This window comes from Diaphorobacter sp. HDW4B, assembly GCF_011305535.1.
Classification (GTDB): Bacteria; Pseudomonadota; Gammaproteobacteria; order Burkholderiales; family Burkholderiaceae_C; genus Diaphorobacter_A.
Window position 1 is genome coordinate 2,852,488 of the sequence record NZ_CP049905.1, and the last position, 25,544, is coordinate 2,878,031.

Below are 25,544 nucleotides of genomic sequence, written 5' to 3' on the forward strand. Positions count from 1 at the left end.
TTACTCCGTGGCTGTTGTTGCTGTTGTTGCTGTTGTCGCTGTTGTCGCTGTTGTCGCTGTGGTTTCGGCTCGGTGCAGTTGATGCATCAGGGCCGCTTTTTCCATGTGGCGCGTGAAGTGCGCGAGGTCGGGCGTAACGCCATCACCATCCTTGGCGAGATCGTCCCAGCGGCGCAGCTCCACCGCATCCAGTGCGAAGGGCTGTGCGGCGAAAGCGTTGGCTTGCTCTTCGGTGAACACGCCACCTTGCAGTTGCAGGCTTCGGGCTGAATCGGCCGAGAGCGATTCGAGGTAGCCCTTTTCTTTTCTGCACAAGTAGCGCTTGGCGTCCACGTGCATTCTTATTGGCGCGAGGGTAGCTTCGCTGAACAGCGGGCGCAGGAAGGGGATGCAAAGGTATTGGTGGAGATCGTCCACACCTTCTGTCGTTGGCGAGCCCCTCATGTCGTGCAGCAGGTGGCCTAGATCGTGCAGCAGGGCTGCTGAGATGAGGGCGCTGTCTGCGCCTTGCTGCTCTGCGAGGTGGGCGGATTGGAGGGCGTGTTGTAGCTGCGTTACGGGCTCGCCGTCGTATTGGGCGTGGCCCTTGGATTCCAGTATTTTTACGATGTCCGGGATGGTCATCAGGCTCACTTTTTTCTCCTTCTCTTTTTGGCGTTTGCTACGAGGTTTTCTTACGGAAGCCGGGACTGCCCCCGGCAGGGCAGTAACTTTTTGCTTGCGCGCAAAAAGTCACCAAAAACGCGCTTTCAATACCTGCGGCAAAACTCACTGCGCGCCGAAAGCGCTCCGTTCAAACAGCTTGCCGCAAGCTAGATTTTTCAGAAGAGGATGTCACGGCACATTGCTTCGCTCGTGCCGCCCATCTCGCGACGTCGCGAGATGTTTGTGCGCAAGCGCTGTGAAGAATTTGGTACTTGTGTACAAACCCATATTTTTCGTCGCGATGCTGGTGCTTCCGCTGCTGCACCGCAGAGTGCAGCAGCGCCCTCCCCAGCTTTTGGTCTGACTCACGATAGTTGCCCGAACGGAGCGCCTTCGGCGCAAAGTGAGTTCTATCGTGTGACCCCGAATTCAAGCGCGCTTTTGGTGACTTTTCGCGCGCCAGCGAAAAGTTACTCGCCCGCCGGGGCGAGACCCGGCACCCACCCTCAAAACAAGAGCAGAAGGTGAAAAGGAAGATGGACGTCCCCCTCACCCCCGCCCTCTCCCGCAAGCAGGCGAGGGAGCAAGCCCTCCTCACCAAGGTAACGAATAAGTCTTCGTATTCGTGAAGCTCTTCATGGCCTCAAGCACCCCTTCCTTGTACCCCAGTCCGGAATCCTTGATCCCCCCGAACGGAGTCAGCTCAAGTCGATAACCAGGCACTTCACGCACATTCACACTTCCCACATTCAACTCGCTGATGAAGCGAGTGATGTAGTCCATGCGATTCGTGCAGATCGACGAAGACAGCCCGAACGCCGTACCGTTCGACAGTTGGATCGCTTCTTCGATCGTCTTGAAGCGGATCACCGGCGAGACCGGGCCGAAGGTTTCTTCCTTGGCCACGCGCATGTCGAGCGTGACGTTGTCGAGCACCGTGGGCGAGTACAGCGCGCCCTTGCGGATGTGGCCGCATTTGAGCGTGGCGCCTGCTGCAATCGCTTCGTTCACTACCGTTTCAAAGTAGATCGCGGCTTCTTCGTCGATGACGGTGCCCATGTCCATGTTCGGGTCCATGGGGTCGCCGTATTTCAGGGCCTTGGTCTTTTCGACCAGCAGTTCGACAAAGCGATCCGCCACCGATTCGTGCACCAGCATGCGCTTGATCGCGGTGCAGCGTTGGCCGCTGTTCTTGTAGCTGCCGCTGGCTGCCAGCGTGGCGGCTTCTTCGACGTCGGCGTCTTCCATCACGATGATGGGGTCGTTGCCGCCCAGCTCCAGAATCTGGCGCTTGTAGACCGCTTTGCCTGCGATGTATTTGCCGATGGGTACGCCGCCGGTGAAGGTCACCAGATCGACGTCGTCGCTTGTCAGCATTTCGTCGCAGATTTCGCGTGGATCGCCGGAGATCACGCTCAGCATTTCTGGTGGCAGTCCGGCTTCATAAAGAATGTCGGCCAGCACGTAGGCGGTGAAGGGCGTTTTTTCGCTGGGCTTCAGAACCGTGCGGTTGTTCGTCGCAATCGCTGGAGCGATCTTGTGGATCACCTGGTTGAGCGGATGGTTGAACGGCGTGATCGCAGTGATCGCACCTTGCAGCGGCTCGCGCATGGTGTAGACCTTGCGGCTCTTGCCGTGGTGCGTGAGGTCGCAGGAGAAGACCTGGCCGTCATCGACCAGTGCCTGGTTGGCGGCGAACAGCAGCACGTCGGAGGCGCGGCCCACTTCGTAGAGTGAGTCCTTGCGGCACAGGCCCGATTCGAGCGTGATGAGCTTGGAGATTTCATCCAAACGCGTGGCAATGATTTCGCCCGCGCGCATCAGGATCTTGTAGCGCTCGTAACGCGTGAGCTTGGACTTGTAGCCGCGTGCGATTTTGTAGGCGCGGCGCACATCTTCGAGCGTGGCCTTGCCGACGGAGCCGATCACTTCGCCGGTGTAGGGATAGGTGACGTCGATGCGCTCCTTGGTCTCCACACGCTCGCCTGCGATGCGCAGGGTTTCGTGGCGGAGCTCGGGGGCTTTGTGCAGGGCGGATACGGTCATGGGAAGGTCTCCTTCTTTTTTGTGAATCACTTGTCAGTCAATGCATGGCTCATGCGGCTGCATGGTTCAGTGCCAAGTCCAGCGCATCGAAATTGCGCAGACGGCGGCTGGCTGCAATGCCGGAGACGGGGCGGTTGCAGATCAGCGGAACGCGTTGTTCGGACACGCCGCCGTGCGAGCGCAGCGGTGCGTCCAGACCCGAGAGGTCGTGGCGGCTTTGCGATGTGCCGACGACGGTGTTCTTCTCGCTCACGATGACGATGTCGCCGATGCGGTCTTCGGGCAGTTCGAATTTCTTGGCGGCTTCTTCGCGGGTCAGGGCGAGCTCGATGCCGGGCAGCTCCTTCAGGCGCGAGATCCACTGCTTGGCGGTGGCCGCATCGGGTGCGTAGACCGTGGCGAACGAGCCGAGCGCGCCGTGGTGCACGACATAAGGATCGGTGATCGGCAGAATCACGCGGGCCTTTTCAGCGCCGTACCAGCCGTCGAGCACGTCCTGCAGATAGATGACCTTGGGCTGGCCGCTGGCGTCGTGCTTGTCGTTCATGCCGTGGTCGGCGGTGAGCACGATGGTGCAGCCCATCTCGTCGAGTTGCGCGAGGTATTTGTCCATCATCGCGTAGAACGCATTCGCGGCGGGCGAGCCGGGCGCGGCCTTGTGCTGCACGTAGTCGGTGGTGGAGAGATACATCAGATCGGGGCGACGTGTCTCCATGAGCTTCACGCCGGAGGCGAAGACGAATTCGGACAGCTCGGCGCTGTAGACCGACGGCACGGGCATCTTCACCAGGTCGAGCACGTTGTCGATGCCGTTCTCCTCGATGCTCACTTGATCGGCTTTTTCCGACGAGAAGCAGATACCGCTCATGCCTTTGCCCAGCAGCTTGCGCAGCTTGTCCTTGGCGGTGACCACAGCGACTTTCGCTCCCTTGTCGGCAAAGGCGGCGAGCACGGTGCCTGCGCGCAGATATTTGGGGTCGTTCATCATCACTTCCTCGCCCAGATCGCGGTCGAAGAAGTAGTTGCCGCAGATGCCGTGCACGGCGGGCGGTGCGCCGGTCACGATGGACAGGTTGTTCGGATTGGTGAACGAAGGCACGACGCAATCGGCCAGCAGATCGGCCCCGTGGGCACGCATCTTGGCCAGATACGGCGTGACACCGGCATCCACGGCGGCGTCGAGATAGGCGGGCTCGCAGCCATCCACGCACACGACCACGACGGGTCGGGGCATCCAGCGGTAATTGCGGTTGTTGACTTCGATGGTCTGTGGCGTGGTCGTCATCTCAGGCTTCCTTGGAGGGGGTAGAGGTCGAAGAAGAGGTGGTGGGAATGGAGTCGGAATTGGAATCGGAATCGGAATCGGGGCGGCCCATGGCCTTGTGCATGCGGGCGCGGCTGTCGGCCACGTGCTGGCGCAATGCCTGACCGGCGCGGTCGGCGTCGCCCGAGGCGATGGCGTCGACGATGTGGCTGTGCTCATCGACCGACACGCGCAGACCGCCGCCGCCGTCGAGCGCGCGCATGCGGAACAGCGACAGCTCCTTGATCAGGCGCTGGTAGGTTTCGGTGAGCTTTTTGCTGCCGGCGGTGTCCAGCAGGATTTCGTGGAATTGCAGATTCAGTTGCGCGTACTGCTCCAGGTTCTCGGCCTGGGCGGCCACGCGCATCGCATCGATCATGGCTTTCAGGCGATCGACGCCATCGGGCGTGATGGCCTTGGAGACGCGGCGGCCGATGATTTCTTCCATCGCCTCGCGCAGTTCGTAGATTTCGTCGGCTTCCTCGAACGAGATTTCCCGCACGAACATGCCGCGGTTCTTTTCCGTGCGCAGCAGACCGGCTTCCTCCAGCGAGCGCAGGGCTTCGCGGATGGGACCTCGGCTGGTGTTGAAGCGCGCTGCCATGTCGCTTTCATTGATGCGGCTGCCCACGGGCAACTCGCCGGTCATGATGAGACGTTCGATTTCTTCCTGAACCAGCATGGGCAGCGAGCTCGATTGCAGAAAGGCCAGAGCGGAGGTGGGTTTGCTGTTTTCCATGGACTCCATTGTTCGATCCAAAATGCAAACTGTCAACAGTTTTCTATTGACAGTAGGCAATATGAGTTTTACATTGACCACACCGACGCACAAAAGCAGAGACAACCGCGCCGGATATCCGCAAATCAAACCGAGGATGTGAGCACCAAGCCGACCGACCCGACGGATCACACAAGAGAGACAACGGGTTCAAGGGCGGGTGCCAGCGCCTCCATATAAAAGGAGACAAGCGATGAAAAGAGTAGTGGGAGTACGTCACACCCTGATGACGACCTTGCTTGCGGCCGTGGTTGGTGTGACCGTTCTGGCGGGCAGCGCGGCGGCGCAGCAGAAAACGCCGCTCTTGGTCTACACCGCGCTGGAGACCGACGCGATGCGGCTGTACAAGACCGGCTTCGAGAAGGCCAATCCCGACATCGAGATCAAATGGGTGCGCGACTCCACCGGCATCATCACCGCCAAGCTGCTGGCCGAAAAAGCCAATCCGCAGGCCGACGTGGTGGCGGGTGTGGCGGCCAGCTCGCTTGCGCTGCTCGATCAGGAAGGCATGCTGCAGGGCTACGAGCCCAAGGGCTTCGATCAGCTCTCGCCCGGGTATTCCGACACGCAGCGCCCGCCCAAATGGGTGGGCATGGACGTGTGGGCGGCCACGGTCTGCTTCAACACAGTGGAGGCGAAAAAGCGCAATCTGCCCAAGCCCGAAAGCTGGAAGGATCTGGCCAAGCCGGTCTACAAGGGCATGATCACCATGCCGCATCCGGCATCGAGCGGCACGGGTTATCTGGATGTGTCCTCGTGGATCCAGATGTGGGGTGAGCAGGAAGCCTGGAAATACATGGACGCGCTGCACGAGAACATCGCGCAGTACGTGCATTCGGGCTCCAAACCCTGCAAGCAGGCCGGTTCGGGCGAATTCCCCATCGGCATCTCGTTCGAGTTCCGTGCGCATCAGGTCAAGAAGTCCGGCGCGCCCGTCGATCTGATCTTCCCCAAGGAAGGCCTCGGCTGGGACATCGAAGGCACGTCCATCATGAAGACCACCAAGAAGCCCGAAGCCGCCAAGCGACTGGCCGACTGGATGGCGAGCAAGGAAGCCAACGTGGTCAGCTCCAACTGGTGGGCCGTGGTGGCCATGCCGGGTGTGGCCTCCAAGCTCGAAGGCATTCCCGAGAACTACGAAAAGCTGCTCGCCAAGAACGACCTCAACTGGGCTGCCAAGAACCGCGAACGCATTCTGGCCGAGTGGAGCAAGCGCTACGAAGGCAAGGCTGAAGGCAAGCCCTGATCTTGCGGACCATGCGGTGGCGGTCGAGCCGCCGCATGGTCCGCCCAATCGCCATTCGTGCACTCCTCTTGCATCTCTCTTTCATCTGTTGGGTGAGGTCGGACCATGGACATGACAACTACAAAGCACATCGCCGATGAGCTGAGCGTGAAGCCCGCGCTCGAGATCAACGGCCTCTACAAGAACTTCGAGACATTCAGCGCGCTTCGCAACATCCACCTGAGCGTGCGCCCCGGCGAGATGCTGTGCTTTCTCGGCCCCTCGGGCTGCGGCAAAACCACGCTGCTGCGCATCATCGCGGGGCTGGAGACGCAAAGCGAAGGCCAGATCCTGCAGAACGGGCGCGACATTTCCTGGCTGCCCGCCGACAAGCGCGACTACGGCATCGTGTTCCAGTCCTATGCGCTGTTTCCCAATCTGACGATTGCCGAGAACGTGGCTTACGGCCTGGTGAACAGCAAGATGCGCAAACCGCAAATCCAGCAGCGTGTCGCAGAACTACTCAAACTGGTGGGATTGCCGACCTCGGGCGCGAAGTATCCGAGCCAACTTTCGGGCGGCCAGCAGCAGCGCGTGGCGCTGGCAAGAGCGCTCGCCACCAACCCCGGATTGCTGCTGCTCGACGAGCCGCTTTCGGCGCTCGATGCGCTGGAGCGCATTCGTCTGCGCACCGAAATCCGCCGCCTGCAAAAGCAGGTGGGCATCACCACCATCATGGTCACGCATGATCAGGAGGAAGCGCTGTCGATGGCCGATCGCATCGTGGTGATGAACCACGGCGTGATCGAGCAGGTCGGCACGCCGCTCGACATCTACGAACGACCCGCGTCGCCGTTCGTCGCCGATTTTGTCGGCAAGGTGAATGTGCTCAAGGGGCATGCGCTCGGTGGCAACCGCTTTCGCGTGGGCGACATCGAACTGCAGTGCGACACCTGCACCGAAAACTTCGCTTCGGGACAGATGGTCAACCTGTACCTGCGCCCCGAAGACCGCGTGGCCGAGCGGCTCGATCACGACACGCCGTATCGCCTGAACGCGCTGATCACCAAGGTGGAATTTCTGGGTGGCCTGTGCATTGCCGAAGTGACGTCGGAAGCACTGCATGGACAGAACCTTGGCCTGCACTTCACGCTCAACCAGTTGCATGACCTGAACATCCGCGAAGGCAACCGCATCGACATCGCCCTGCGCGCGCACCGCATCCGCGTGTTCGCGCCCAAGTCCGCAACAGCAGAGGTGGCCGCATGAACGCCGCCGCCATCACCGACCGGCTGCCCGCATCCGGCGCGCGCGGCGTGCAGGGCCACCAACGCTGGAGCCGCGACGAGTGGATTGCGCGCGGCATGCTGCTCGTCGTCATGGCGCTGCTGCTGACCTTTCTCATCGCACCGCTGTTCTCGATTCTGGTGAATGCGGTGCTCGACAAGGACGGCAACTTTGTCGGCCTGCAGCACTTCATCACCTACTTCAAGACACCGGCCTTGCTGCGCGCTGCGGGAAACTCGGTGTTCGTCGCGCTGTCGGTGGTGTTCATCTCCGTGCCCATGGCCTTCATTTGCGCCTATGCGTTGACGCGCACCTGCCTGCCGACCTCGTTCAAGGCCACGGTGAAACTGGTTGCGCTGATTCCGTTGCTCGCGCCGTCGCTGCTGTCGGCCATCGCCTTCGTGCAGTGGTTCGGCAATCAGGGTGCGCTCAAGTTTCTGCTGGGCAATGCATCGATCTACGGCGCGCCGGGCATCATCCTGGCCGAGGTCTACAACACCTTCCCACATGCGCTGATGATTCTGGTGACCGCGCTGTCGCTCGCCGATGGCCGTCTGTACGAAGCCGCCACCGCCTTGCGCACACCGGGCTGGCGGCAGTTCACCACCATCACGCTGCCATCGTGCAAGTACGGTCTGATCAGCGCGGCCACCGTCGTTTTCACCTACGTGATCAGCGATTTCGGTGCACCCAAGGTGATCGGCGGCAGCTTCAACGTGCTGTCGGTGGATGTGTTCAAGCAGGTCGTCGGACAGCACAATTTCTCGATGGGTGCGGTGGTCGGCATGCTGCTGCTGATTCCATCGGTGCTGTCGTTCATCATCGACTACCGCGTGCGCCGCAAGCTCAAGGCGCAGCTCACCGCGCGCTCGGTACCGTATCAGCCCAAGCCGCATCGCGTGGGCGATCTGCTGCTCGGCGGCTTCTGCGTGCTGGTGTGCTTTCTGCTGCTGGCCACGGTGGGCATGGCGATCTACACATCGTTCATCAAGCTCTGGCCTTACGACCAGGCGCTCACGCTCAAGCACTACCACTTTGCGCTGGTGGAAAGCGACATGGCATCGGCCTATACCAACAGCTTGCTGGTCGCGCTGATCACCGCGGTCGTCGGTTCGCTCATCGTTTTCGTCGGTGCTTACCTGATCGAAAAGACACGCAACCTCGGTTTCATGCGCAAGGGCATGCACCTGATGGCCGTGCTGTCGATGGCCGTGCCGGGGCTGGTGCTGGGCCTCGGTTATGTGATGTTCTTCAACCATCCGAACAACCCGCTGAACTGGCTCTACAACACGCTGGCGATTCTGGTGATCTCGATGGTGGTGCATTACTACACGTCAAGCCACCTTACTGCGGTCACTGCGCTCAAGCAGATCGACAACGAGTTCGAGGCCGTCTCCGCATCGCTCAAAGTGCCTTTTTTCAAGACCTTTGTGCGCGTGACGATTCCGGTCTGCCTGCCTGCGATTCTGGACATCGGCCGCTACTTCTTCGTGGTGTCGATGGCGAGCCTGTCGTGCGCGATCTTTCTGTACACGCCCGAGACCATCCTCGCAGCGGTCGCAATCATGCACATGGACGAAGCGGGCGACATCGGTCCTGCATCGGCATTGGCCAGCCTGATCGTGGTGAGTTCCACCCTCGTCTGCATTGCCTACTCGCTGGCCACGCGCGTGATTCTGGCGCGCACGCAGGCCTGGCGCACGCTGGGACGCGGCTGACGACTCAACACCATTTTTCGAAACTCTGTTCACCCTTCCAACCATCATCATTCAACCCACCGTGAGACCCTGGAGAAAAACATGAGCGCTTCCACATCCTCATCCTCTTCGTCCTATCCGATCCTGCTCACCCCCGGCCCGCTGACCACGTCCGACCGCACGCGCCAGGCGATGCTGCGCGACTGGGGATCCTGGGACGGCGACTTCAACCAGATCACCGCGCGCATCCGCCAGAACGTGCTGCGCATCGTGAACGGCGAAGCCACGCATGAATGCGTGCCCATGCAGGGCAGCGGCACGTTTTCGGTCGAAGCGGCCATTGGCACGTTGACCCTGAAAAACGCCCATGTGCTGGTGCCCAACAACGGCGCTTACTGCGCGCGACTTGCCAGGATCAGCAAGGTGCTGGGTCGCAAGACCAGCACCATCGACTACACGGAAGCGCAGCAGGTCAGCCCGGCGGATGTGGACAAGGCGCTCGCGGCAGACCCGAGCATCACGCATGTCGCGCTCGTGCATTGCGAGACCGGCGCGGGCGTACTCAACCCGTTGCACGAGATCGCGTTGGTGGTCGCCAAGCACGGCAAGGGCTTGATCATCGATGCGATGAGCTCGTTCGGTGCCATCGACATCGACGCGGGCAAGACGCCGTTCGATGCGGTGATCGCGGCTTCGGGCAAATGTCTGGAAGGCGTGCCCGGCATGGGCTTCGTGATCGCGCGCCGCACGGTGCTGGAAAAGTGCGAAGGCAATTCGCACTCGCTGGCGCTCGATCTGTACGACCAATGGGTCTACATGAACAAGACCACGCAATGGCGCTTCACACCGCCCACGCATGTGGTCGCGGCGCTCGACGAGGCGATCACGCAGTACTTCGACGAAGGCGGTCTGGCAGCGCGCGGCGGGCGTTACGAGCGCAACTGCAAGGCGCTGATCGAAGGCATGCGCCAACTGGGTTTCCGCTCCTATCTGGACGACGACATTCAGGCGCCGATCATCGTCACCTTCCACGCGCCGGACGATCCGGCCTACGACTTCAAGCGCTTCTACCAGGAGGTGAAAAAGCGCGGCTACATCCTCTATCCCGGCAAGCTCACGGCGATGGAAACCTTCCGCGTGGGCTGCATCGGGCACTTTGGCGAGGCGGGCATTCCGGGTGCGGTGGCGGCGGTGGCCGATACGCTCAAGGCCATGGGCATCAAGCAGGTGACCGCGCCTGAAACCGTGGCGTAAGCGCAGAAAAAGCCCATCGAAAATGGCGTGCCTGCCGGACTGAAATGTCGGTCCGGCAGGCCGCTGTGTTTTTGGCAATGCGGTTGTCTTGTTGCGCGACTGAGAGCGCTCGCTCTCCTGCAAATGGGCCGGTGTGCATGTCGAGTTTGCTGCGGTTCTACAATTCCGCCATGGCGGGCGTGGGAAAGCTCCTCTGCGGGATTGATGACCGCAGTTTCTCCGCGCCGGTTCATCGGGATGGCTGAATGACCCAAACAGCAGCCACCACCAACGCAAATACAACGGAGACAGACTGCATATGCGCATCCTCATTGCCGAAGACGATCAGGTTCTGGCCGACGGTCTGTTGCGCACGCTGCGAGCCTCGGGGGCCGTCGTGGACCACGTGGCCAACGGCTCGGAAGCCGACGCGGCGCTGGTCACGAACAACGAATTCGATCTGCTGATTCTCGATCTGGGCCTGCCCAAGCTGCATGGTCTGGAAGTGCTCAAGCGCCTGCGCGGTCGCGGATCGGCGCTGCCGGTGCTGATCCTCACGGCGGCCGACAGCGTGGAAGAACGCGTTCAGGGCTTGGACTATGGCGCGGACGACTACATGGCCAAGCCGTTCTCGCTGCAGGAACTCGAAGCCCGCGTGCGTGCGCTGACCCGGCGCGGCATGGGCGGCGCGAGCAGCGTGATCAAGCACGGGCCGCTCACCTATGACCAGACGGGGCGCGTGGCGTCCATCGACGGAAAGATGGTGGAGCTGTCTGCTCGGGAGTTGGGCTTGCTGGAGGTTTTGTTGCAGCGCGCGGGGCGGTTGGTCAGCAAGGATCAACTGGTCGAGCGGCTGTGCGAGTGGGGAGAAGAGGTGAGCAACAACGCCATTGAGGTGTATATCCATCGGCTGCGCAAGAAGATCGAGAAGGGGCCTATTCGGATTGCGACCGTGCGGGGGTTGGGGTATTGCCTGGAAAAGATTCCAGGGTGATCTTTTCTTTTGATTTTTTGCACCTGCTCGGTGGTTGAGTGCGGAGGCCGGGTCTCGCCCCGGCGGGCGAGTAACTTTTCGCTGGCGCGCGAAAAGTCACCAAAAGCGCGCTTGAATGCGGGGTCACGCGGCAGAACTCACTTTGCGACTGCGTCGCGCCGTTCGGGCAACCGCCGCGAGTCAGAGGTTTCATAAGAGGTGTGATTCGGCACTTCGCTGCGCTCGTGCTGGTTTTTTGTGTCAGCCTCGCGAATGTGTTTGCGTTGATACTCTGGGTCATCTTCGTTCTTCTTCTTTGCAGGCCGGTCCTTGAAGATTTTTCAGCGTGAGCAGCGGTCGCTTTTTGGTGAGATCCTTGACTGGATGCTCACGCCGCTGCTTTTGCTGTGGCCGGTGAGTCTGGCGCTGACCTGGCTGGTGGCGCAGGGGCTGGCGAACAAGCCGTTCGATCGGGCGCTGGAGTACAACGCGCAGGCGCTGGCGCAGCTTGTCACGGTGCAGAAGGACAAGGTGCAGTTCAATCTGCCGCAGCCGGCCAGCGAGATTCTGCGGGCCGATGAATCCGACATCGTCTACTACCAGGTGCTGGCACCGGACGGGCGTTTTCTGTCGGGCGAACGTGATCTGCCCAAGCCGCCCGATGAGGAAAAGCCGTTCTCCGGCGAGGTGCGTTTGCGCGATGCGGAGATGCGCGGCGTGGACATTCGCGTGGCCTATATCTGGGTGCGCGTGCCGCTGCCGGATGCGCCCGCGGCGCTGGTGCAGGTGGCGGAGACGCGCTCCAAGCGCAGCGTGCTGGCGACCGAAATCATCAAGGGCGTGATGCTGCCGCAGTTCGTCATCCTGCCGCTGGCGGTGCTGCTGGTGTGGCTGGCGTTGGCGCGTGGCATCAAGCCGCTGCATCTGCTGGAAGAGCGCATTCGCGCGCGCAAGCCCGATGATTTGTCGCCGCTCGATCACAAGGCGGTGCCGATGGAAGTCGCGCCGCTGGTCGATTCCGTGAACGATCTGCTGCGTCGCCTGAATGAATCGATCGCCACGCAAAAGCGCTTTCTGGCGGATGCGGCGCATCAGTTGAAAACGCCGCTGGCGGGCTTGCGCATGCAGGCCGATCTGGCGCAGCGCGAAGGCACGAGCACCGAGGAACTCAAGCTCTCGCTCAAGCAGATCGGTCGCTCGTCGATTCGCGCCACGCACACCGTCAACCAGTTGCTGTCGATGGCGCGCGCGGAAGGGGGCAGCACTTCGGGTCTGCAGCGCCAGCGTGTCGATCTGGCGCGCCTTGTGATCGAGGTGGTGCAGGACAGCGTGCCGCGCGCGCTCGACAAGGGCATCGACCTCGGCTACGAAGGTGCCGATCCGGGCTCGCCCGGCGTCTACATGGAAGGCAACGCCACCTTGCTCAAGGAGCTGGTGCGCAACCTCGTGGACAACGCCATCAACTACACGCCATCCACGCCCGACAAGCCCGGCATGGTAACCGCCCGCGTGCTGGCCGACACCTTCGGGCGCGTCGTCATGGTGCAGGTCGAAGACTCCGGTCCCGGCGTGCCCGAAGGCGAGCGCGAGCTGGTTTTTCAGCCGTTCTATCGCGCCCTCGGCACCGAGGCCGACGGCTCGGGCCTCGGCCTGCCCATCGTGCGCGAGATCGCTCGCCAGCACGGGGCCGAGGTGCGGTTGGAAGACGTGCGGCCCGGCGCGGTGAATCCGGGTGCAAAGTTCAGCGTGCAGTTTGTGGCGTTGGTGGACAAGGAAAAGCAGGATTGATGCCTGCGCGCGATGCGCGTTCAGTCCAGCGAAATCTTCGCCGCGGCAGTCACCGCGCGCCAGCGGCCAAGTTCGGCTTCGATCTCCGACTTGAACTGATCCGGCACGTTGAGAATCGGCTCGACGCCGCGTGCGGTGAGGCTCTTGCGGGCGTCGGCACCGTCAAAGCTTTTGCGTGTGGCGTCGTTCAAGGTCTGCACGATCTGCACGTTGAGTTTGGGCGGCGCGAACAGGCCAAACCAGGTCGTGGTGTTGTAGCCGCTGATGCCCGCTTCATCGAGCGTGGGAATGTCGGGCGCGCTGGGTGCACGCTCGCGCGAGCTCACGCCGAGCGCGCGCAACTGGCCGTTCTGGATGTAGGGCATGGACGACGGCAGCGTGTCGAAATACGCGGCCACATGTCCGCCAAGCAGATCGGTCAGCACCTGGCTGCTGCCCTTGTATGGAATGTGGCGCAGATTGCTCAGGCCTGTGTTCTGGATGAACAGTTCGGCCGCCATGTGCGTGATGTTGCCGTTGCCTGCAGAGCCGTAGGGCACGGGCTCGCGGCTGTTGTTCACGTAGGCGACGAAGTCCTTGGCGGTCTTCACCGGTAGCTTGGGGTTGACCACCAGCACCAGCGGGGTCGAACCCACATTGCAGATCGGCGTGAAGTCGCGCAGCGGATCGTAGGGCACTTTCTGCGACAGCACGGGGCTGATGGTCTGGCTGGCGGTCACTCCGAGCAGCAGCGTGTAGCCATCGGCGGCGGCGCGCGCGACTTCGGATGCGGCGATCACGCCGTTCGCGCCGGGCTTGTTCTCCACGACGATGTTGGCATTCAGCGTCTGCCCCAGATGCTGCGCCAATTGCCGCGCGACAAAGTCTGCGCCGCCGCCGGGCGGAAAGCCAACCAGTAGGCGGATGGGCTTTTCAGGATATTTGCCGCTTGCCCATGCGCTGAATGGCAAGGCGGTGCTGGCGGCGAGAGCAAGGGTGTTGCGCACCCATTGGCGACGGCCCATGCGCGGGCCCGATGAACGATATGGCATCTGATGTCTCCTGTCGGTTTTTTGGAATCAGGCGTTCTTGTCCTGGCCGCGATGCAGATGCGGCCACAGTTGTGCGACCACTTCGCGGTGGTCCGCATAGGCAAAGCAACTGTTCACGCGTGCGCGGTGCAGGTGCTCGTTGGCGGGATCGTTGAGTGCGGCCAGACGTTGCGGTGCCAGACCCTGAAACGCCGTGGTCGCCATCGGCCCGAGCAGCTCGACGATGTGCGTGCAGCACGCCGCGCCCTTGAGCAGCTCGCGCACCTTGCGATTCCAGCCCGCGCCCAGATGCAGGCCCACCAGCGGGGCGAGCGTTTGCTCGGCTCCCGTGCACAGCTCGAACGGCGTGGTGAGCATGCGGGCGCGTGCCTCGTGCACCAGCATGTCGGCGTCGATCACGAGCGTGACGGTGATGTCGTGCAGCGGCGCGCCAGCGGGTGTGTCTTCGGTCGTGAGCTGGCGGCGAAACGCATGCTGCTTGGTGTCGATGAGCTGACCTTCGACTTCATGCAGACCATCTGCGCGGCGATAAAAGCGCAGATCGATCTGGCGGCGATGCAGTTCTTCGCGTGGACTGTCGGTGCTCATGGTCGGCTCAGGCGGTCTCGCGCACGGCGGCCCAGGCGAACGAGCCCGGTTGCTGCGCCTGCACGCCGCCCGAATTCAGCAGCGCTGCGATTTCTGCCCCGCTCAGTGGCAGCGACTGCAGAATCTCCTGCGTGTGCTCGCCCAGTTCTGCGGGCGCGATGGTCTCGACGCCGTCGCTGGCTGCGCCTGCGCGTGGAAATTCGGGCACTTCAAAATCGAGGCCACGGAACGACACGGTGCGCAGCTTGCCGGGCTGGTGGGCCTGCTCGGCTTCGAGCACGCGTTCCAGTGGCAGCACCTCGGTGCAACCCACGCCGTTGGCTTTGAGCGTGGCTTGCACGGCCTCGAAATCATGCGCGGCGATGGCGTTCTTCACGATGTCCTCGACCTGCTCGCGGGCCTTCTTGCGCATCTTGAGCGTGGCGTATTGCGGATCGGTGGCGTAGGGCAGTTTCATGGCCTCGCAGAACTTGGCCCAGTGGCCGTCGGTCAGCATCAGCAGATACAGCCAGCGTTCGTCGTGCGTGAGATAGGCGCCGTAGCCGGGCATCGCGAATTCGCCGTGCGGTTCGCGCTCGGGGCGACCGAGCAGGTGCTGCTTGAGCTGCACCGCCACCAGATCGCGCGAGGCCACATGCAGGCCGGTTTCGTAGAGGCCGACCTCGACATGGCGGTCTTCCGAGGTCGCGGTTTTTTGATCGCGCAGCAGCGACGCGAGGATGCCGATCACCGCATAGGCACCGGCAAACTGGTCGTGGTACGAAGGGCCGAGGCGGCTCGGGCGGCCGTTCACGCGGTTGGCTTCCATCACGCCGGTCGAGGCTTCGGCAACCGGGTTGGACGCCAGATCATCGGCCTGCGGACCGGCTGCGTAGCCGCGAATATGGCAGTAGATGAGCTGCGGATTGATGCGCTCGCAATCGGTGCGCGACACGCCCAGCTTGCGCGCGGCCTTGGGGGCGAGGTTGTGCACCAGCGCGTCGGAGGACTTGAGCAATTGCTGAAGCGCGTCGCGGCCCTCGGGCTTGCCGAGGTCCAGACACATGCTCTTCTTGCCGTGGCTGTAGGCGATGAAGGTGCCGCTCGGCCCGCCGCGCACCAGCGCTCTGGTCGGATCGCCGTTGGGCGGCTCGATCTTGATGACCTCGGCCCCGAGCTGGGACAGGATGTGCGTCGCGAACGGCGCGGCAAGCATGGAGCCGATTTCGATCACGCGTCGACCGGCAAGGGGAGCTGTGGACATGGTGGACCCTCGTTTGCAAAAAGAATGCATTCTATAAATTATGCTTCTTGTGATTTCCCCATGTCAAAGGGATTCATCTCGGGTAATCCCTGTTGTTTTGACTGTTGTTGAATTTATATGATGCATTCTATGGCGCTGAAAACAGCGTTTTTGGTTTGCAGTCCACATCAAAAAACCCAGGAGACAAAACCATGCGTAGAAGGTCGTTCATCACCACCGGCACCGCCGTTGCCGCATCCGCCGCACTGCCTCAGTGGGCGCAGGCGCAGCAGCAGGCATCGCCCGGCATCGACGTCGCGAGCAAGACCGTCACCGTCGGTGCGTTCACGCCGATCACCGGGCCGGTGCCGTTCTATACGGTGCTCACTCATGCGGCCGAGGCCTGCTTCAAATGGGCGAACGAAACCAATGCGCTGAACGGCTGGAAGATCAACTACATCACCTACGACGACGGCTACGAGCCTGCGCGCAGCGTGGCGGTGACCAAGCGTCTGGTCGAAGAAAACAAGATATTCGCGCTGGCCGCGCCCACGGGCACGGCGCAGTCGGTGGCGGTGATTCCGTATGCCAAGGAAGTGGGCCTGCCGGTGATCGGCCCGATTGGCGGCGCGACCGCGCTGTTCTCCGAACGCCTGGTGTTTCCGCTGCTGCCCGACTACGGCTGGTCGGCGGCGGCGAATCTGGATTTCGCGCTCACCGATCTCAAGGCCAGCAAGGTCGCGCTGCTGTGGGAGAACGACGAGCTGGGGCGCTCGGCCAAGCGCGGTTTCGATCTCTACATGGAGGCCAACGGCAAGCAGGCCGCCGAGTCGATTCCCTTTGAAGTGCGCAACACCGATTTCACGCCGCATGTGCGCAAGCTGGCGAACGCCAAGGCCGAGGTGGTGATTCTGTTCGGCTCGAACGCCAACCTCGCATCGGCCCTCAAGGCGGCGGAGCGCGTGGGCTTTCAGAGTAAATGGATGGCGCCGTTCTTCACCGCCGATCCGACCACGCGCAAGCTCGCGGGCGATCTGCTCAACGGCACGTATTTCTCGTCGTGGCTGATGCCCGTGGGCGCGGACGATGCCGAGATCAAGGCCTATCGCGAGCAGGTGCCCAAGCTCTATCCGAACGATCCTGTGGGCGTGTTTGGCCTCAACGGCTGGAGCAACGGCGCGCTGTTCGTGAAGGGCTTCAAGATGCTGCTCGACAGCGGCAAACCACTGACCCGCGCCAACCTGGTCGATGTGATGGAGACCATGACCAACGCCACCATCGGCGGTGCGCGCAACGTGAGCTACAAGGCGGGCGACCATCGCGGCGCGCGGCAGGAAGCGATCATCCAGGCGCAGGCCGATGGCAGCTTCAAGCTGGTGCGCGACTTCCGTCCTTATCCCGCCAATGTGTTCGACGCCAAGCTGGCGTGAATCGGACAACGCAATAGGAGTGATGCAAGGTGAATGCTGCTGCGTATGAATCCTGGATTGGCCGTGAAGACGAGAGCCGCGAGCGCATCCTGCCGCATGCCGTTCAGGCCATGGCCGCCACGCTGGATCTGGAGCGTGCTCCGGGCTTGGGCGAGGCGCTGCCGCCGGGTTGGCAATGGATGTTCTTCAACCCGGTGGTGCGCCGCAGCGGGCTGGGCACCGATGGCCATCCGCAGCGCGGCGGCTTTCTTCCTCCCATCGAACTGCCGCGCCGCATGTGGGCGGGTAGCCGCATCCAGTATCTGGCCGATCTGCCTGTCGACAGCATGGCCACGCGCCGCAGCCTGATCAGCAAGGTCGAGAACAAGGTCGGCAAACGAGGTTCGCTGTGGTTCGTGACGGTGATGCACACCACCACTTGCGATGGCAAGACCTGCATCGTCGAAGAGCAGGACATCGTCTACCGCGAAGCCACGCCGCCCGGCACGCCCCAGCCCAAGGCTGAGCCGTATGCCGAAGTCGCGCAGTTCGGGCGCGATTTCACGCCCGACACGACGCTGCTGTTTCGCTACTCGGCGCTCACCTTCAACGGCCATCGCATTCACTACGACCAGAGCTATGCGCGCGATGAAGAGGGCTACCCCGATCTGGTGGTGCATGGCCCGCTCACCGCCACGCTGCTGCAGCACCTGGCGCTGGAGCAGGGCGGTGGAAAGAAGCTCGCGCAGTTCGATTTTCGCGGCGTGAGCCCGCTGTTCGTGACGCGCGGATTCCGCCTTGAGGGCAAGCGCGCCGCGGACGGCAGCCTCTCGCTGTGGGCACGCGGGCCCGATGGTGAACTGGCCATGTCGGCCACGGCGAGCTTTCGCTGAACCAGACACATCGACAGAACAAGCATTAGAAATACCAAGGAGCAAATGAGATGACACAGCATATGAGCGGCCCTGCCGATTTGAGCGGACAGGTGGCCTTCATCACCGGCGGCGCGGGCGGCATGGGGCGCGCGATTTCGGCGGCGTTCGCCGCTGCGGGCGCAAAGGTGATCGCCACGGACCGCGCGGCCAGCGAAGACATGGGCGCGGGCGTCGAGTACGTGCAATACGACGTGACCTCGCGCGCCGAGACCGACAAGGTGATGGATGCGGTGATCGCCAAGCACGGCAAGATCGACATCCTCGTGCTCTGCGCAGGCATCATCGCGCGCACTCCGCTCGGCGACAGCACGGACGACGAGTGGGACGCGATCATGAACGTCAACGTGCGCGGCGTCGTCAACCCGACACGCAAGCTGTTTCCGCTGATGTGCAAGCAGGGCTTCGGCAAGATTCTGGCTGCGGGCTCCATCGCCGCGAAGAACGGCGGCGTGGCATCCGGTCCGGCCTATGTGGCATCGAAAAGTGCGGTGCACGGAATGATGCGCTGGATCGCCAAGGCTGGCGCGCCGCACGGCGTGTACGCCAACACGCTCGCGCCCGGACCCGTGGAAACCGCGATGTGGGCGAACGTGACCGGCAACGTCGCGCCTTCCGCGAACAACACCGTGCCGCTGGGCCGCTACGGCACGGCCCAGGACATCGCGCAAGCCGCGCTGTTTCTGTGCTCGCCCGCATCGAACTGGATCACCGGCACGTCGCTCGACATCAGCGGCGGCATGTGGATGAACTAACTCGGAGCACCCCCTGAGGCGCTGCGCGCCTTCCCCCCGCTCTGCGCATTGCTTTGCAATGCGGGCAGGGGGACGCAGCCATCGCTGCGGGGCGGCCCTTGCTCGGCTGCTCTCGCCTGGAGCGCGCCAGATTCAAGGCCGCAGGCAGTGCAAACGGTTCTGGATAGTGGATTTCCTTGAATGGGGAGACAGGTCATGACAATCAACAGCAACAAGGCCCCCGTGATCGGATTCGTCGGGCTGGGCGTGATGGGCGGCCCGATGTGCCGCAACGTCGCGCTCAAGCATTCCGGTGATGTGCTGGCCTTCGACAGCAACGATGCCGCATTCGAAGCGGTCAACGAGACCAAGGCGCGCCGCGTGGCCAGCCTTGCCGAGATGGCCGCGCAGGCGGACATCGTGCTGCTTTCCTTGCCCGGCGGCCCTGCCGTCGAAGCGGTGAGTCTGGGTGCGAACGGCCTCACCTCCGGTGCGCGCAAACCGCAGGTGATCGTGGATCTGAGCACCACGACCGTGGCCTCCGCACGCATGGTGGGCGAGAAGCTCGCGGCCATGGGCGTGGCGTTTGCCGATGCGCCCGTGGCCCGCACGCGGGAGGCGGCGCAGCGCGGCGAACTCAGCATCATGGTCGGCGCATCGGCCGATCTGTATGCGCGCATCGAGTCGGTGTTGCGCTACATGGCGTCGGATGTGACGCTGTGCGGTGAGGTGGGTTGCGGTCAGGTCGTCAAGCTGATCAACAACGCGCTGGTGTTCGAGAACACCGTGGCGCTTGCCGAGATGATGGTGCTCGGCGAGCGTGCCGGTGTCGATCCGGGCACCTTGCTGGATGCTGTATCGAAGGGTTCGGGCGACAGCTTCGTGCTGCGCAATCACGGTCGCAAGGCGATGCTGCCGCGCGTGTTTCCGGACAAGTCGTTCTCGCCCGAATACGTGCTCAAGGACATCGGCTACGTGCTGGAACTGGCCCACTCCACGGGCGTGAACGCGCAGGTCACGGAGCTCGCACAACGCTACTACACGGCGACCGCGCAGAACGGATTCTCCGGTCGCTACTACCCCGCCGTCATCGAAGTCATCGATGGCAAGGGCCGCGCAACGGCTGCGAAGGTCTGAGCCATGGCCGACATACTCGGACTCATCTGGGCGGGCATGGTCAGCGGATGTCTCTACGCGCTGGGCGCGTTGGGCATCGTGCTGATCTACAAGAGCTCCAACGTCGTGAATTTCGCGCACGGCAATCTGGCGGGCCTGGCCGCATTTCTGGTGTTCGGCTTCACCGCCGGAATCCTCGGCAACATGGCCTGGGGTGCGGCGCTGATGGTCACGCTGGCGATCATGTTCGCGGTGATGGCGGTGAGCTACTTCGTCATCGCGCCGCTGGTGTTCAAGTCGGATCTCACCAGCACGATTGCGACGCTGGGCATTGGCCTGATCGCGCAGGGCATCACGCAACTCGTGTTCGGCTCGAACGTGGTGTCGCTCGATCTTCCGCTGCCCAAGTGGAGCGCGCAGATCGGATCGATGCGCATCTCGGCCTACGACGTGGCGGTGCTGTTCGTGACGGCAGCGTCGGTCGGTTTGCTGTATCTGCTGATCGAGCGCACACGTGTGGGCATTGCGTTTCGCGCCGTGTCGGCCAATCCGTTCGCCAGCCGTGTGTGTGGGCTGAGCCTGCGCCGCATTCACCTGTTCTCGTTCGTCGTTGCGGGGCTGCTGGGTCTGGTGGCTGCGCTGTTGATCGTGCCCACCACGTTCCTGTCGTCGACCAGCGTGTCGTCGTTCATGCTGCAGGCCTTTGCGGCTGCGGTGGTGGGCGGCTTCAGCAGCTTGCCCGGTGCCGTGGTCGGCGGCGTGTTCATCGGCGTGCTGATGAATCTGCTGTCCTTCTATGTGGCGGCTGAGTTCACCAACACCTATCTGCTGGCCGTCATTCTGCTCACGCTGAATGTGTTCCCCAAGGGCGTTCTGGCGCGCCGAGGAGGTGCCCGTGTCTGAAGCCACCATGACATCCGCGCCCGTGGCGAGAGCCACGAACGCTGCGCCGTCCAAGCCCGTCACCCCAATGTCCGAGCGCAAACCGTTTCCGCTTCGTACGGTGGCAGGAATGATGGTCTTGCTGGTGTTGATCGCGCTGCCTTTGTTGGCAGGCGGCTACTGGACCTTCACGCTTGGTCTGTGTTTTGCCAACGCGATTGCAATCCTGTCGGTGAGCTTTCTCGTTCGATACGGCGGCGAGGTCTCGATCGGTCACGGCGTGTTCGTTGCAGCGGGCGCATACACCGTGGCGTTGATGGAAAAATACCTGGGCGTTTCCGTGCTGGCCGCACTGCCGTTCGCTGCCGTGGCGGGTGCGCTGCTTGGCATCGCGTTCGCATATCCATCGCGCAATCTCTCCGGCATTTATCTCGCGGTGGCGACCATGGCGCTCGCGCTCGCCTTGCCCGAGTTGCTGCTCTATTTCAGCAGCATCACCGGCGGCTACGAAGGCCTGTATGTGAAGCGTGATGCGCTTCCCGGCATCTCGCGTGATCTGCAGCGTTACTACGTGCCGTTGGCAGGTTTGGTCGTTGTCGCGCTGCTGCTCCGGCAGTTCCGTCGTTCGCGTCAGGCACTGGCGCTGCTGTTGATTCGCACGTCCGCCCCAGCGGCTGAATCGTTCGGCGTGCGCCGCAGTTGGGCGCGCCTGTCCTGCATGGCACTGTCCGCAGGCATTGCGGCCATCGGTGGTGCGCTGCTGGCGTTCAGCTCATCGACGGTGTCGCCCAACAGCTTCACGTTGTGGACCTCGATCTTTTTGCTCGTTGGATCGGTCGTCAGCCTGTATTCGCTCGGCATGTTCGGCAGCCTGATCGGCGGCATCTTTCTCACGCTCATGCCGCTGCTGCTGGCGGGTGCGGGCGACTGGGTGCCGATTCTGTATGGCGGTGCGTTGCTGCTCGTGGTGCTTGGTGCAAACCTGATGCCCGAATCCTGGCGCGCCCGTCTGGGTGGAGGTCGCGCATGATGATGACCACGACCGCAACGCCCTCATCCGCAGCGCCGCTGACGGTGGACCATCTCTCGCTTTCTTTCGGCGGCAACCGCGTGCTGCAGGACATCGCCCTGGCGGTGCAACCGGGCGAGATCACCGGCCTCATCGGCCCCAACGGTGCCGGCAAGACCAGCTTCTTCAACTGCCTGACGGGCCTGTACTCGCCGCAGGAAGGCAGCATCTGTCTGGGCAGCAAGCATCTCGAACGCATACCGCCCACGGGCCGCGCGGCGCTGGGCTTTTCGCGCAGCTTTCAGCATGTGGCGCTGTGCCCGGAACTCACCGTGGTCGAGAACGTGATGATCGGTCTGGATCGGCAATCGCATGCCGGTTGGCTCAGCGCGTTTCTGTCGCTGCCGCAAGGCAAGGCGGAGCGAGCCAGCAATCGCGAGCGTGCGATGACGGCGCTCACGCGGCTGGGTGTGTCCGAGGTGGCCGATGAGTATCCCGCGCAACTGCCGCCGGGTGTGCTGCGTCTGGTCGAAATCGCCCGTGCGATTGCAGGTGATCCGCGCGTCTTGCTGCTCGATGAACCGGCAGCAGGATTGAATTCCGTGGAGACCCGCGATCTGTCCAACGCCTTGCTCAAGCTGCGCTCGCCGGATCTGGTGCTGCTGGTGGTGGAGCACGACATGGACCTGATCATGGAGGTGTGCGACAGCATTCATGTGCTCAACGGCGGCAAGCTGCTGGCATCGGGCACGCCCGCAGAGATTCAGGTGAATCCGGAAGTCGTGCGCGTCTATCTGGGAGATGACGATGAGTGATCACAAGCAGCACGCGAGCGGCGCGATTCTGGAGCTGGATGGACTTACCGTGAGCTACGGCGCAGGGCCCGTGGTGCATGGCGTTTCGCTGGCCATGGAGCAGGGCAGTGTGGCCGGTCTGCTGGGCGCGAATGGTGCGGGCAAGTCGAGCACGCTGCGTGCGATTGCAGGTCTTGAAGCCGCACAGGGCCGCGTGATTTTCGAGGGCCGCGACATCTCCGCAATGAACGTCGCGCAGCGTTTTCATGCAGGCATCGTCTACGTGCCGGAAGGCCGCGCCATCGTGACCGATCTGACGGTGGAGGAGAACCTCACGCTCGGTGGCTACTTTGTGGACAAGGCCACGCGTGCGCGTCGCCAGCAGATGGTGCTCGAATTTTTCCCCGAGATCGCCAATCGCATCAACGCGCCCGCTGGCCTGCTCAGCGGTGGTGAACAACAGATGCTGGCGATCGGTCGCGGGCTGATGTCGGGACCGAAGTTGTTGCTGCTCGACGAGCCTTCATTGGGCCTTGCGCCTTTGCTGGTGGCGCGTGTGTATGAACGGCTGGGTGCGATCCAGAAAGAGCAGAACCTCTCGGCGCTGCTGGTCGAACAAAGCTTTCATGCGGCGGCCAAGCTCGCGACGCGTGCCTGGGTGATGCGGCATGGGCACATCGTCGGCACGTTGGACGCGCAGGAGTTGCGCAGCCGCGAAGGACGTCAGCGCGCCATCGATGCGTATCTCGGTGCAAGGCAGGAAGTGGCGGAACACGCTTGAAAAGAAGAAGGAATGACGACGATGAAAACCATCCCACTCCAAGGCCGTGTGATCGCTGAAGGGCTGCTGTTTCCCGAAGGCCCGATTGCCTTGCCGGATGGCGGCGTGTTGGTGGCCGAGATTCAGGGTGCGCGTCTGGTGAAGGTGCACACCGATGGTCGCAAGCAGGTGGTCGCTGAACTCGGCGGTGGCCCGAACGGCGCAGCGCTCGGGCCGGATGGGCATGTCTATGTGTGCAACAACGGCGGTTTCAGCTGGCGCACCGATGACGGCTTCACGCGTCCCACAGGCGCTGCGGACGGTTATCGGGGCGGCTACATCCAGCGCGTGAATCTGCAGACGGGTGCTGTGCAGACGCTCTACACCGAATGCGATGGCGTGCCACTGCATGGCCCGAACGACATCGTCTTCGATGCGCAGGGCGGCTTCTGGTTCACCGATTTCGGCAAGACTTTTGATGACCGCATCATGCGCGGTGCCGTGTACTACGCCAGCACCGATGGCCGCTTCATCCGTCGCGCGGCCAGACATCTGCTCACGCCCAACGGCGTGGGTCTGTCGCCCGATGGCAAGACGCTGTATGTGAGCGAAACCGAGGCCAGCCGCCTGTGGTCGTATCCGATCACGGGGCGTGGCGAACTCGCTCTTGCGCCCTGGCCATCGCCCAACGGCGGCGAGCTGGTGCATGGTCTTCCGGGTTATCAGCGCTTTGATTCACTGGCCGTGGAAGAGAGCGGAAACATCTGTGTGGCAACACTGGTGCGCGGCGGCATCAGCGTGTTTTCGCCGAGCGGCGAACTGCTCGAATTCCACACGGCGCCCGAAGGCTACTGCACCAACATCTGCTTTGGCGGACCGGACCGTCGCACGGCCTTCATCACGCTGTCCGGTTACGGGCAACTGTTTGCCGCCGAGTGGCCGCGCGCGGGCTTGGCGCTCGCGGCTTGAAGCCTTTTGTTCACCTCAACCACGCTCACTCAAGGAGGGCCCATGAAACCTGTATTCGGACAACGGCGCAGAAGCATGCTGTTGAGTTCTCTGGCCGCAGCCTGCATGCTGCAATGGCTGCCCGCACAGGCGCAGCCGAACTGGCCCGACAAGCCGATCCGCGTGATCGTGCCTTACGCCGCAGGGCAGGGCGCGGACGTGCTGATGCGTCTGCTCGGGCAGGAGCTGTCGAGCTCGCTGGGTCAGCCCGTGGTGGTGGAAAACAAGGCCGGTGCGGGCGGCAACATCGGCACGGCGGCGGCGGCCAAGTCCGCGCCCGATGGCTACACCTTTCTGCTCGGCACCAATGCGACGAACGCGGCCAACGAGTTTCTGTATTCCAACCCCGGCTACAACCCGAGCACCGATTTCGAATCGGTCGCGATGATCGGCCTCCTGCCCATGGTGATCAGCACCTCGGTGGCCGAGTTGCCCGCCAACGGCGTGGACAAGCTCATCGCGCAGGCCAAGGCGCATCCGCAGACGCTGAACGTGGGGCTGCCCAGCACCACGGCGAATGTGGTGTTCGCGCAGTTCGTGAAGATGGCCGATGCGCCGCTGTTCGGCGTGAAATACAAGTCGTCGGGCCAGGCGCTCACCGACACCATCGGCGGGCAGATTCCGCTGGTAATCGACACGGTGACTGCATCGCGGGCGCACATTGCCAGCGGCAAGTTGAAGGCCATCGGCATCACCTCGCGCAATGCCAGCGAGATGCTGCCGGGCGTGCAATCGGTGTCCGATCAGGGTGTTTCGGGCTTCGATGTGGTGGCGTGGGATGCATTGTTTGCTCCAAAAGGCACACCGATGCCTGTGGTCCAGAAGATGAGCGAACACATCGCCAAGGCCCTCGCCCAGCCCGAAATGCGCAAGCGCATGATGGACATCGGTGTGGAGCCACTCACCATGAATTCCGCGCAGTTGCGTGATTTCGTGAAGCAGGAACGCCAGAAATGGGGTGACGTGATCACCTCGGCCAACATCAAAGTGGACTGAATCCGGAGCAACCCATAGCCGTTGACTCAGCAATTTGCTGGATTGACATCTTTCCAAAAAGAATGCATTCTGCATTGAGCATCAAACC

General features: G+C 62.6%; 23 protein-coding genes. 16 read left to right on the top strand and 7 right to left on the bottom strand.

Features of this window, described 5'->3' with window-relative positions; all coding sequences use genetic code 11:
• The 4 genes from G7048_RS13035 to G7048_RS13050 all read right to left on the bottom strand — a co-directional run bounded on the left by G7048_RS13035 (position 1) and on the right by G7048_RS13050 (position 4,733).
• Positions 1–624 carry a phosphonate degradation HD-domain oxygenase gene (locus G7048_RS13035; RefSeq protein WP_166070951.1) on the bottom strand — a complete coding sequence of 208 codons (624 nt, stop codon included), beginning with the start codon at positions 622–624 and terminating at the stop codon, positions 1–3.
• 615 nt (positions 625–1,239) lie between these two features.
• A complete protein-coding gene (phnY, locus tag G7048_RS13040; protein WP_166068555.1) occupies positions 1,240–2,691 on the bottom strand; it encodes a phosphonoacetaldehyde dehydrogenase in 1,452 nt (483 codons plus the stop codon).
• Positions 2,692–2,740: 49 nt separating this feature from the next.
• Positions 2,741–3,976, bottom strand: coding sequence for a phosphonoacetate hydrolase (gene phnA, locus G7048_RS13045; protein WP_166068556.1), 1,236 nt, complete (start codon positions 3,974–3,976; stop codon positions 2,741–2,743).
• A gap of 1 nt (position 3,977) precedes the next feature.
• Positions 3,978–4,733 carry a phosphonate utilization associated transcriptional regulator gene (locus G7048_RS13050; protein ID WP_166068557.1) on the bottom strand — a complete coding sequence of 252 codons (756 nt, stop codon included), beginning with the start codon at positions 4,731–4,733 and terminating at the stop codon, positions 3,978–3,980.
• 265 nt (positions 4,734–4,998) lie between these two features.
• Here G7048_RS13050 and G7048_RS13055 point away from each other — a divergent pair, with 265 nt between their 5' ends.
• The 6 genes from G7048_RS13055 to G7048_RS13080 all read left to right on the top strand — a co-directional run bounded on the left by G7048_RS13055 (position 4,999) and on the right by G7048_RS13080 (position 12,975).
• Positions 4,999–6,018: a putative 2-aminoethylphosphonate ABC transporter substrate-binding protein gene (locus tag G7048_RS13055; RefSeq protein ID WP_166070952.1), complete on the top strand. Its 1,020-nt coding sequence runs from the start codon at positions 4,999–5,001 to the stop codon at positions 6,016–6,018.
• A gap of 105 nt (positions 6,019–6,123) precedes the next feature.
• Positions 6,124–7,266: a putative 2-aminoethylphosphonate ABC transporter ATP-binding protein gene (locus tag G7048_RS13060; protein WP_166068558.1), complete on the top strand. Its 1,143-nt coding sequence runs from the start codon at positions 6,124–6,126 to the stop codon at positions 7,264–7,266.
• Positions 7,263–9,002 carry a putative 2-aminoethylphosphonate ABC transporter permease subunit gene (locus tag G7048_RS13065; protein WP_166068559.1) on the top strand — a complete coding sequence of 580 codons (1,740 nt, stop codon included), beginning with the start codon at positions 7,263–7,265 and terminating at the stop codon, positions 9,000–9,002. The genes G7048_RS13060 and G7048_RS13065 overlap by 4 nt, the downstream gene beginning before the upstream one ends.
• An 81-nt stretch (positions 9,003–9,083) precedes the next feature.
• Positions 9,084–10,235, top strand: coding sequence for a 2-aminoethylphosphonate--pyruvate transaminase (locus G7048_RS13070; protein WP_166068560.1), 1,152 nt, complete (start codon positions 9,084–9,086; stop codon positions 10,233–10,235).
• 298 nt (positions 10,236–10,533) lie between these two features.
• Entirely contained in the window at positions 10,534–11,208 is a 675-nt protein-coding gene (locus G7048_RS13075; RefSeq protein ID WP_166068561.1) for a response regulator transcription factor, read from the top strand.
• Positions 11,209–11,517: 309 nt separating this feature from the next.
• A complete protein-coding gene (locus G7048_RS13080) occupies positions 11,518–12,975 on the top strand; it encodes a sensor histidine kinase (protein WP_166068562.1) in 1,458 nt (485 codons plus the stop codon).
• A gap of 20 nt (positions 12,976–12,995) precedes the next feature.
• Here G7048_RS13080 and G7048_RS13085 read toward each other — a convergent pair whose 3' ends face one another.
• The 3 genes from G7048_RS13085 to G7048_RS13095 are packed head-to-tail and all read right to left on the bottom strand — an operon-like array spanning position 12,996 to position 15,837.
• Positions 12,996–14,006, bottom strand: a complete 1,011-nt coding sequence (locus tag G7048_RS13085) for a tripartite tricarboxylate transporter substrate binding protein (RefSeq protein WP_166068563.1) — start codon at positions 14,004–14,006, stop codon at positions 12,996–12,998.
• 27 nt (positions 14,007–14,033) lie between these two features.
• Positions 14,034–14,594, bottom strand: coding sequence for a DUF2889 domain-containing protein (locus G7048_RS13090; protein ID WP_166068564.1), 561 nt, complete (start codon positions 14,592–14,594; stop codon positions 14,034–14,036).
• 7 nt (positions 14,595–14,601) lie between these two features.
• Positions 14,602–15,837, bottom strand: coding sequence for a CaiB/BaiF CoA-transferase family protein (locus tag G7048_RS13095; RefSeq protein WP_166068565.1), 1,236 nt, complete (start codon positions 15,835–15,837; stop codon positions 14,602–14,604).
• A gap of 191 nt (positions 15,838–16,028) precedes the next feature.
• On the opposite strand from G7048_RS13095, the gene G7048_RS13100 reads away from it, so the two are divergent.
• The 10 genes from G7048_RS13100 (at position 16,029) to G7048_RS13145 (ending at position 25,456) form a co-directional block, all read left to right on the top strand.
• A complete protein-coding gene (locus G7048_RS13100; RefSeq protein WP_166068566.1) occupies positions 16,029–17,246 on the top strand; it encodes an ABC transporter substrate-binding protein in 1,218 nt (405 codons plus the stop codon).
• 29 nt (positions 17,247–17,275) lie between these two features.
• Entirely contained in the window at positions 17,276–18,118 is an 843-nt protein-coding gene (locus G7048_RS13105) for an acyl-CoA dehydrogenase (RefSeq protein ID WP_166068567.1), read from the top strand.
• Positions 18,119–18,168: 50 nt separating this feature from the next.
• Positions 18,169–18,912 carry an SDR family NAD(P)-dependent oxidoreductase gene (locus tag G7048_RS13110; RefSeq protein ID WP_166068568.1) on the top strand — a complete coding sequence of 248 codons (744 nt, stop codon included), beginning with the start codon at positions 18,169–18,171 and terminating at the stop codon, positions 18,910–18,912.
• Between the two features lie 195 nt (positions 18,913–19,107).
• Positions 19,108–20,028: an NAD(P)-dependent oxidoreductase gene (locus G7048_RS13115; RefSeq protein ID WP_166068569.1), complete on the top strand. Its 921-nt coding sequence runs from the start codon at positions 19,108–19,110 to the stop codon at positions 20,026–20,028.
• A gap of 3 nt (positions 20,029–20,031) precedes the next feature.
• Positions 20,032–20,910, top strand: coding sequence for a branched-chain amino acid ABC transporter permease (locus G7048_RS13120; RefSeq protein WP_166068570.1), 879 nt, complete (start codon positions 20,032–20,034; stop codon positions 20,908–20,910).
• Positions 20,903–21,919, top strand: coding sequence for a branched-chain amino acid ABC transporter permease (locus tag G7048_RS13125; protein WP_240932973.1), 1,017 nt, complete (start codon positions 20,903–20,905; stop codon positions 21,917–21,919). The genes G7048_RS13120 and G7048_RS13125 overlap by 8 nt, the downstream gene beginning before the upstream one ends.
• Positions 21,916–22,713: an ABC transporter ATP-binding protein gene (locus G7048_RS13130; RefSeq protein ID WP_240932974.1), complete on the top strand. Its 798-nt coding sequence runs from the start codon at positions 21,916–21,918 to the stop codon at positions 22,711–22,713. Before G7048_RS13125 ends, G7048_RS13130 begins: the two co-directional genes overlap by 4 nt.
• Entirely contained in the window at positions 22,706–23,473 is a 768-nt protein-coding gene (locus tag G7048_RS13135) for an ABC transporter ATP-binding protein (RefSeq protein WP_166068571.1), read from the top strand. The genes G7048_RS13130 and G7048_RS13135 overlap by 8 nt, the downstream gene beginning before the upstream one ends.
• Before the next feature lie 21 nt (positions 23,474–23,494).
• Complete coding sequence (locus G7048_RS13140; protein WP_166068573.1) at positions 23,495–24,421, top strand: SMP-30/gluconolactonase/LRE family protein; 927 nt, start codon at positions 23,495–23,497, stop codon at positions 24,419–24,421.
• 75 nt (positions 24,422–24,496) lie between these two features.
• Complete coding sequence (locus G7048_RS13145; RefSeq protein ID WP_166068574.1) at positions 24,497–25,456, top strand: tripartite tricarboxylate transporter substrate binding protein; 960 nt, start codon at positions 24,497–24,499, stop codon at positions 25,454–25,456.
• Positions 25,457–25,544 lie beyond the last annotated feature (88 nt).

Bases quoted from the DNA above. Each gene is read 5' to 3' on its own strand.
- G7048_RS13035 (WP_166070951.1), bottom strand. From the start codon at position 624: ATGACCATCCCGGACATCGTAAAAATACTGGAATCCAAGGGCCACGCC.
- phnY (WP_166068555.1), bottom strand. From the start codon at position 2,691: ATGACCGTATCCGCCCTGCACAAAGCCCCCGAGCTCCGCCACGAAACC.
- phnA (WP_166068556.1), bottom strand. From the start codon at position 3,976: ATGACGACCACGCCACAGACCATCGAAGTCAACAACCGCAATTACCGC.
- G7048_RS13050 (WP_166068557.1), bottom strand. From the start codon at position 4,733: ATGGAAAACAGCAAACCCACCTCCGCTCTGGCCTTTCTGCAATCGAGC.
- G7048_RS13055 (WP_166070952.1), top strand. From the start codon at position 4,999: ATGACGACCTTGCTTGCGGCCGTGGTTGGTGTGACCGTTCTGGCGGGC.
- G7048_RS13060 (WP_166068558.1), top strand. From the start codon at position 6,124: ATGGACATGACAACTACAAAGCACATCGCCGATGAGCTGAGCGTGAAG.
- G7048_RS13065 (WP_166068559.1), top strand. From the start codon at position 7,263: ATGAACGCCGCCGCCATCACCGACCGGCTGCCCGCATCCGGCGCGCGC.
- G7048_RS13070 (WP_166068560.1), top strand. From the start codon at position 9,084: ATGAGCGCTTCCACATCCTCATCCTCTTCGTCCTATCCGATCCTGCTC.
- G7048_RS13075 (WP_166068561.1), top strand. From the start codon at position 10,534: ATGCGCATCCTCATTGCCGAAGACGATCAGGTTCTGGCCGACGGTCTG.
- G7048_RS13085 (WP_166068563.1), bottom strand. From the start codon at position 14,006: ATGCCATATCGTTCATCGGGCCCGCGCATGGGCCGTCGCCAATGGGTG.
- G7048_RS13090 (WP_166068564.1), bottom strand. From the start codon at position 14,594: ATGAGCACCGACAGTCCACGCGAAGAACTGCATCGCCGCCAGATCGAT.
- G7048_RS13095 (WP_166068565.1), bottom strand. From the start codon at position 15,837: ATGTCCACAGCTCCCCTTGCCGGTCGACGCGTGATCGAAATCGGCTCC.
- G7048_RS13100 (WP_166068566.1), top strand. From the start codon at position 16,029: ATGCGTAGAAGGTCGTTCATCACCACCGGCACCGCCGTTGCCGCATCC.
- G7048_RS13110 (WP_166068568.1), top strand. From the start codon at position 18,169: ATGACACAGCATATGAGCGGCCCTGCCGATTTGAGCGGACAGGTGGCC.
- G7048_RS13115 (WP_166068569.1), top strand. From the start codon at position 19,108: ATGACAATCAACAGCAACAAGGCCCCCGTGATCGGATTCGTCGGGCTG.
- G7048_RS13120 (WP_166068570.1), top strand. From the start codon at position 20,032: ATGGCCGACATACTCGGACTCATCTGGGCGGGCATGGTCAGCGGATGT.
- G7048_RS13130 (WP_240932974.1), top strand. From the start codon at position 21,916: ATGATGATGACCACGACCGCAACGCCCTCATCCGCAGCGCCGCTGACG.
- G7048_RS13135 (WP_166068571.1), top strand. From the start codon at position 22,706: ATGAGTGATCACAAGCAGCACGCGAGCGGCGCGATTCTGGAGCTGGAT.
- G7048_RS13140 (WP_166068573.1), top strand. From the start codon at position 23,495: ATGAAAACCATCCCACTCCAAGGCCGTGTGATCGCTGAAGGGCTGCTG.
- G7048_RS13145 (WP_166068574.1), top strand. From the start codon at position 24,497: ATGCTGTTGAGTTCTCTGGCCGCAGCCTGCATGCTGCAATGGCTGCCC.